General features: G+C 72.2%; 8 protein-coding genes. 4 read left to right on the top strand and 4 right to left on the bottom strand.

What is annotated here, in order from left to right:
* Positions 1-149: DUF4240 domain-containing protein (locus VFZ92_RS34710; RefSeq protein ID WP_330880891.1), on the bottom strand; the 149-nt coding region annotated here is incomplete at its 3' end.
* Positions 150-279: 130 nt separating this feature from the next.
* Between VFZ92_RS34710 and VFZ92_RS34705 the strand changes: the two genes are divergently transcribed.
* Together VFZ92_RS34705 and VFZ92_RS34700 are read left to right on the top strand one after the other, a co-directional pair.
* Positions 280-504 (top strand): hypothetical protein, encoded by a 225-nt coding sequence (locus VFZ92_RS34705; RefSeq protein WP_330880888.1) that lies wholly within the window; start codon positions 280-282, stop codon positions 502-504.
* 133 nt (positions 505-637) lie between these two features.
* Complete coding sequence (locus tag VFZ92_RS34700) at positions 638-1465, top strand: APH(3'') family aminoglycoside O-phosphotransferase (RefSeq protein ID WP_330880886.1); 828 nt, start codon at positions 638-640, stop codon at positions 1463-1465.
* A gap of 48 nt (positions 1466-1513) precedes the next feature.
* Here the strand turns inward: VFZ92_RS34700 and VFZ92_RS34695 are convergent, their stop codons facing one another.
* Both VFZ92_RS34695 and VFZ92_RS34690 read right to left on the bottom strand, forming a co-directional pair.
* Positions 1514-2182: a response regulator transcription factor gene (locus VFZ92_RS34695; RefSeq protein ID WP_330880884.1), complete on the bottom strand. Its 669-nt coding sequence runs from the start codon at positions 2180-2182 to the stop codon at positions 1514-1516.
* Complete coding sequence (locus VFZ92_RS34690) at positions 2179-3273, bottom strand: sensor histidine kinase (protein ID WP_330880882.1); 1095 nt, start codon at positions 3271-3273, stop codon at positions 2179-2181. The genes VFZ92_RS34695 and VFZ92_RS34690 overlap by 4 nt, the downstream gene beginning before the upstream one ends.
* 86 nt (positions 3274-3359) lie before the next feature.
* Here VFZ92_RS34690 and VFZ92_RS34685 point away from each other — a divergent pair, with 86 nt between their 5' ends.
* On the top strand, positions 3360-4886 hold the full coding sequence (locus VFZ92_RS34685) for a hypothetical protein (RefSeq protein ID WP_330880880.1): 1527 nt from the start codon (positions 3360-3362) through the stop codon (positions 4884-4886).
* A 21-nt stretch (positions 4887-4907) separates the two neighbouring features.
* A complete protein-coding gene (locus tag VFZ92_RS34680) occupies positions 4908-5804 on the top strand; it encodes a S1 family peptidase (protein WP_330880877.1) in 897 nt (298 codons plus the stop codon).
* 55 nt (positions 5805-5859) lie between these two features.
* Here VFZ92_RS34680 and VFZ92_RS34675 read toward each other — a convergent pair whose 3' ends face one another.
* Positions 5860-6516 carry a hypothetical protein gene (locus VFZ92_RS34675; RefSeq protein WP_330880875.1) on the bottom strand — a complete coding sequence of 219 codons (657 nt, stop codon included), beginning with the start codon at positions 6514-6516 and terminating at the stop codon, positions 5860-5862.
* Positions 6517-6524: the final 8 nt, after the last annotated feature.

The following is a 6524-nucleotide window of genomic DNA, read 5'->3' as shown; positions in this document are numbered from 1 at the left end:
CAGAACGCCTGCTGGGCGGCGACGATCTCCGCGGGCGGACGGGTCGCGAGCAGCGCGCTCGCCTGCTCGGCGACCGCCGCCGGATCGGTGGGGTCGGCCGCGCGGGCGCGGGCGGCGGCGATCAGCGCCCAGAACTGGTCGATGTCCATGGCGGTCAGGATGCCGGCGGGGTCCGACAAAACCGGAACGGGCTGTTCAGGGGCAGCGAAGTGGGTGACAACGGAGCACTACTAGAGCTATTGAGCCGAAAGTGATCACTCGCCCACGGGTTGATCACCCGTGATCGAGGTCGAGGGTGCGCACCGGCTGTCGCCTGCGGAACGTGGGGTGCTGCGGTTGCGGGTGGTGGCGGCGCTGGAAGCCGGGCGAGTGGAGGGCCATCGGCAGGCGGCGGAGGTGTTCGGGGTCTCGGTGGGTACGTGGTGGCACGCCTATCAACGGGGAGGTCGCGACGGCCTGGTGGCGCGCACCGATTCCGGTGGGCGTTGCTCGATGAGGTTGTAGGTTTGGCGCGGCTACGCCGCAAGAGAGGCCCGGTAGGCCCGGCAAGGCGAATTCTGCGCCGTGATCTACCTCTGCACCACCTCGGACGAAGAGTCAGGCAGACCGGTGGAAGCCGAGCAGACCGCCGGCTACGATGATCTTCGTGAGTGGGTCACCGCACCATGAGTGGGGGTTCTTTCTCGCCCAGCACCATTCCGGCGGATGGGAGCCCGTCACGAATGGAGAGTCCGGCGCTTACGTCTTTCGCAGTGCCGACGGCTCGCGGTTCGCCAAGTGCGTACCGGCGGGGCAACAGGATCTCCTGGTGCGGGAACGGGACCGGGTCGGTTGGCTCAGTGCCAGTGGCATCTCGGGGCCCAGGGCGCTCGACTGGATCGCTGACGCCGGTGGCGGGTGTTTGGTAACCAGTGCCGTCCGTGGGGTGCCTGCCGACAGCGTGTCGGCAGGGGAGCTCCAGCAGGCGTGGCCTTCCATCGCTGAGGCTGTGCGTGGCTTGCACGCGCTGCCGACGAAGGACTGTCCGTTCACCCGCGACCTGAGGCAGATGTTCGTCACCGCCCAGGACGTCGTCGCGCGCCGTGCGGTCAACCCGGACTTCTTGCCGGTCGAGCAGCAGCAGACGCCGCCGACCGAGTTGCTCGATCGACTTGCCGACCAACTCCGCCGGCGCCTTCGACAGGAAGCCGCCGATACGGTCGTCTGTCACGGCGACCTCTGCCTGCCGAACATCATCCTGGATCCAGGCACGCTCGACTTCGCGGGATTCGTAGACCTCGGACGCCTCGGCCGGGCGGACAGGTATGCCGATATCGCCCTGCTGCTCGCCAACGCCAGGGAAGCGTGGAACGACGAGAACCGAGCGATCGCCGCCGACGATGCCTTCGCCCGTGGTTACGGCATCACGCTTGACGCTGACCGGCAACAGTTCTACCTCCACTTGGACCCCCTCACCTGGGGATAGCTTCCTGCGCATCGCCACCGGTCGAACTTCATGAGACATGCCCGCAAGTCAGTCGGCCGGGTCCCCGATCCGGTAGCCGACGCCCGCGGTGGTGAGGACGACCGCTGGAGCGCCCAATTTGCGGCGCAGGCGGCCGATCGTGACGGTCACGGTGTTGGTGAACGGGTCGGCGTGCTCGTCCCACACCCGCTCCAGCAGGTCCTCGGCGCTGAGGTGGGCCGGTGCCGCGTGCAGCAGCGCCTCCAGCACGGCGAACTCCTTCACCGACAGGTCGAGGCGGGTGCCGTCGCGGGTCGCCGTGCGGCGCACCGGGTCCAGTTCGACGCCCGCCGCGCGCAGGACCCGGCCGCGGGCGGTGGGGCGGCGGCGGGCGAGGGAGCGGACGCGCAGCACCAGTTCGGGGAAGTGGAACGGTTTGGCCAGGTAGTCGTCCGCGCCCAGGGTCAGGCCGCTGACGCGGTCGCCCGGTGAGCCCGCCGCGGTCAGCATGAGGACCATCGCGCGGTCGTCCCGTTCGGTGATCATCTGGCACAGGACGTCGCCGTGGACGCCCGGCAGGTCGCGGTCGAGCACGACCACGTCGTAGGCGTTCACGTCGAGCTTGGCCGCGGCGACCAGGCCGTCGTGGGCGACGTCGACGGCCATCCCCTGGTCGCGCAGGCCTTCCGCGACGACGGCGGCCAGCGTCCGCGCGTCCTCCACCACCAGGACCCTCATGGCAGCGACAGGGTGACGCGCAGTCCGCCTTCGGGCAGTGCGCCCAGGTCGAGCCTGCCGCCGTGCGCGCCCGCGATGGCCGACACGATCGACAGGCCGAGGCCGGTGCCGGTGTCCGATCCGGTGCGGTCGGCGCCGAGCCGCTGGAACGGCTGGGCGAGCCGGGCGACGTGGTCCGGGTCGAGCACGGGTCCGCCGGTCTCGACGACGAGCCGGGCCTCGGTCCCGGCCTTGACGTGGATCCAGCCGCCGTCGACGTTGTGCACGACGGCGTTGTCGACGACGTTCTCCACCATGCGGGTCAGCAGGGCGGCGTTGCCGACGGTCAGCGCGCCGCCCGTGACCGCGCTGACGTCCAGCACGAGTCCCTTGGCGGACATGGCTCCGGCGTGCTCGGTGAGGGCTGTGGACGCGAGCGCGGCGAGCGAGACCTGGACGCGGTCGGCGAGCACGCCGTGCTGCGCGCGGGCGAGGACGAGCAGGCCTTCCAGCAGTTCGTCGACCCGGTCCAGTTCGGTGCGCAGCCGGTCCGCCAGCGCCACGGTCTGCGCCTGCGGCTCGGGTTTCGCCACGGCCACGTCCAGCGACGCCCGCATCGTGGCGAGCGGTGTGCGCAGCTCGTGGGAGGTGTGGGCGATGAACCGGCGCTGCGCGGCGAACGAGGTCTCCAGGCGCTCCAGCAGACCGTCGATGGTGTCGGCGAGGTCCTTGACCTCGTCGTCCGGTCCCGGCGCGGCCAGCCGCTCGTGCAGGTTGTCGGCGGTGATCCGCCGCGTCGCCGCCGTGATGGACCGCAGCGGGCGCAGCACCCGGCCTGCGGCGATCTTGCCCATCACGACGGACAGCGCGCCCATCACGGCGAGCGCGATCAGCGAGCCCACCAGGAGCTGGCGCGGCCACATCCCCTCGACGGGCGGCGCCGGCAGGACTTCCGGGCTCGGCGGCCCCTGTTCGGCGGGCACGCTGATCGTCGTGCCCACCAGGAGGTAGGTCAGGCCAAGCAGCCCGAGCCCCGAGGCGAGGAACAGCACGACGTAGAGCGCGGTGAATCGCGCCCGCACCCGCAGCGCCGGATGACGTGGTTGGTCCATCCGCCCAGGATGCCGCGCCGGACCTAACAGCGGGGTGACAGCGGCGGTTCGGGTCGTGTCACCGCCGTGTCCGTAGAACTGCCGCCGTGAACACCACCGCAGCCCGGAACGGGTTCCGCACCCGTGGCCGGATCGTCGCCGTCGCCGTCACCGTCCTGCTCATCGTCCTACCCGGACTGCTGCTCGCGGTCGCCGACCGCTCGTCGTGCAGCGCCGGGAACGTCGAGGTCGAGTGCCCCACCGACCCGGTGGGACCGCGGGGCCTCGCGGTGAGCGACCAGTTCACCTTCGCGCACCGCCCGCTGGGTCGCGAGGGGACCATCACCGCGCGGCTGACGTCGATGACCGGGATCATCACCTACCCGCCGCCGGACCACGACGAGATCGTGGAGGGTCTCGTGCCGTGGGCGAAGGTCGGCGTCGTCGTCAAGGACGGCACCGAGCAGGGCTCGTCCTACGCCGCGCTCGTGATGACCGGCGCGCACGGCGTGCGGATGCAGCACGACTACGCCCACGACACCGCGGGCGGTCCCGGCCCGCTGACGGCGCCGCGCTGGCTGCGCCTGACCCGCTCCGGCGACGTCGTCACCGGCGAGGAGTCGACCGACGGCGAGCGGTGGACGACCGTCGGCACCGCGGAGCTGCCGGGGCTCCCGGACACCGTGCGGGTGGGGCTGCTCGCGACGTCGCCGGGTGACCTGACGCTCGTGCCGACCGCGCTCGGCGCGACCAGCGGGCAGGCCCGGTTCACCCAGGCCACCGGGGTGTTCGACGACGTCACGGTGGACGGCGCCCCCGTCACCGGGTGGACCGGCTCGCAGATCGGCGAGTCGGGCGCCACCGACTGGGAGAAGCACCACCGGGCGCCGGGGGTCGTCGAGTCGGGCGGGACGGTGACGGTGACCGGGTCCGGCGACGTCGGGCCGGGACCGACGGTGGGCGGGCGCTCCGTGGAGGGCCTGCTCGTCGGTCTCGTCCTCGGTCTGCTGGTGCTGGTCGTGGTGGCCGCGCGGTTCGCCCCCCGCCGCGATCCCGGTGCGCTGCCGGGTCGGGCGGCCGTGCTCGCCGCGGTCTCGTTCGCCTCGGGGACGGTCGCCGCCGCGGTGGTGGTCCTGGTGGGTTCGGCGGTCCTGCGCGCCAACGGCGGCGGTGTCCTGCCCGTGTCACCGCTCACGGGCCTGCGCGTGGTCGTGGGCGTCGGCGCGCTGGCCGCCGCCGTGGCCGTCCTCGCGGTCGCCGTCAGCGCGCTGCTGGGCCGGGCGTGGGCGGCGGTGCTGACCGTGGTCGGGGTGGTGCTGCTGCCCTACGCGCTGGGCGTGCTGCCGCTGCTGCCCGACGAGGTGTCCCGCTGGCTGCTGCGCGTGACACCGGCCGCGGGCTTCGCCGTGCAGCAGACCGTGGAGGAGTTCCCGCAGGTCGTGGGCCATTACACGCCCTCGATGGGCTACTTCCCGCTGCCGTGGTGGGCGGGGCTGCTGGTCCTGCTCGGCTGGACCGCCGCCGCGGTCGGGCTCGCCGTCCGGCGGTCCACGGCAGGGGTGCGCCCCGGCCCGGAACGGGAACCCGCCGGTGTCCGTTCGGACACCGATCGCGATCCGGTTCAACCGCGGTGATCGTTCATCCGTACTACGGGGGTGAGGACGAGTTCACGAAGACGCCCGCTCCTGCCGCTCGGGACGCTGGCGGTCGCGTCGGTGCTGGGCGCGGGGGCCGCTTTCGCCGCCGTCGCGCTGCCCGAGCTGAAGGCCACGACCCTGGCCGAGCAGGCCCGGCGGCCCGACCGCAGCGTGCTGCTCAACGCCGACGGCGCGGGTCCCGCGACGACGGCGGTCACCACCACGACCCCTCCCCCGCCGCCGAAGCCGATCCTGCCGTTCAACGCGAAGCTGTCCTCCGACGACATCCCGGAGGCCACCGGCGGGGTCCGCAGCGGCGGGTGCAGCGGCGCGCTGATCGCTCCTCAGTGGATCGTCACGGCGGGGCACTGCTTCCACGACGTCAACGACGTGCGGGTGGGCGGCAAGCCCCTGTACACGACCGTGGTGACGATCGGGAAGCTCACCACCGGCGAGCGGGGCGGCCAGACCGCGGAGGTCGTGGACATCCGCCAGTCACCGCTCAACGACCTCGCGGTCGCGAAGCTCAGCGTCCCCGTGGTGGACGTCGTGCCGCTGGCGCTGCCCTCGGCGCCGCCCGTGATCGGCCAGCGGGTGCAGTTCGCCGGGTGGGGGTCGCTCTCGGCGACCGTCATCACGCCGACCGACCACCTCAAGCGGGGTGAGTTCACCGTCTCGGCCATCGCGGCGAACGAGTTGCAGGCCCAGCCGGTGGCGCCGCGCACCGTGGAGAACAGCCCCTGCCCGCAGGACTCGGGTGCGCCGTTCTTCACGACCGAGGACGACCGCACCGGGGTGCTGGTGGCCGTGGAGAGCACCGGACCCGCGTGCCCGCAGCCCGGCGCCGAGATCATCTCGCGGGTGGACGTCGTGGCCGACTGGATCCGCGACCAGACCGGCATCGCCCCCGAGTAGACGGAACGGGGCGCGGCTCCGCACGCCGCACCCCGTTCCACACCCCCAGCGGGTGTCAGCTCTTCCAGGTGATGGGCGACTTCAGGTAGTCGTCGCCCTTGTCGAAGGTCGCGCCCGCGACCTCCAGGCCTTCGCGGGAGGCCTGGAGGACGCAGGTCTCGAACTTCGCGCCCGCGGTGGTGAAGTCCTTCTTGGCGGTCTCGGACTCGCACTTGTCGGTCTCACCGGTGATGATCACGCCGGTGGACTTGCCGTCCGTGCCGATGGCCCGGAGGCTGACCGAGCTGTAGGCGAGGTCGCTGCCGTCGACGTTCTCGACGGTGACCCTGATGTAGTAGGGGATCAGGCCCTTCGCCTTGTCGCCGAACTTCGCGAGGTCGGCGTTGTCGCCCTTCTCGATCGCGGTCACGGTGATGGCGATGGTGCCGTTCTTGTCCGTGCCGTACTTGAACGGCACGACGGCGCGGTCGCCCACCTTCAGCTCGGAGCCGGGCTTGGTGACGTCACCCGCCGCGGCCTTCGGCAGCGAGGCGGACGAGGACGCGGTGGACGACGCGGACGTCGCCGGGCTCACGGCGCTCGTCGCGGCCGTGATCGGCGCGGTCGACGTCGACTGCACCGCGGTGCCCGCGGTCTCGCTCGCGCACGACGACAGCAGCAGCGCGGCGGTCGTGGCGGCGGCGGCGAGCAGGGGGCCACGGAGGTGCGTCATGGAACTCC

Origin of the sequence: Umezawaea sp. (genome assembly GCF_036375055.1) — a bacterium.
In the GTDB taxonomy this organism is placed as follows: Bacteria; Actinomycetota; Actinomycetes; order Mycobacteriales; family Pseudonocardiaceae; genus Umezawaea.
Note: the sequence above shows the minus strand (reverse complement) of the source record. Positions and strands in the feature narration are given on the sequence as shown.

Excerpts from the sequence above, each read along its gene's own strand:
- VFZ92_RS34690 (WP_330880882.1), bottom strand. The coding sequence starts at position 3,273 with ATGGACCAACCACGTCATCCGGCGCTGCGGGTGCGGGCGCGATTCACC.
- VFZ92_RS34700 (WP_330880886.1), top strand. The coding sequence starts at position 638 with ATGATCTTCGTGAGTGGGTCACCGCACCATGAGTGGGGGTTCTTTCTC.
- VFZ92_RS34695 (WP_330880884.1), bottom strand. The coding sequence starts at position 2,182 with ATGAGGGTCCTGGTGGTGGAGGACGCGCGGACGCTGGCCGCCGTCGTC.
- VFZ92_RS34675 (WP_330880875.1), bottom strand. The coding sequence starts at position 6,516 with ATGACGCACCTCCGTGGCCCCCTGCTCGCCGCCGCCGCCACGACCGCC.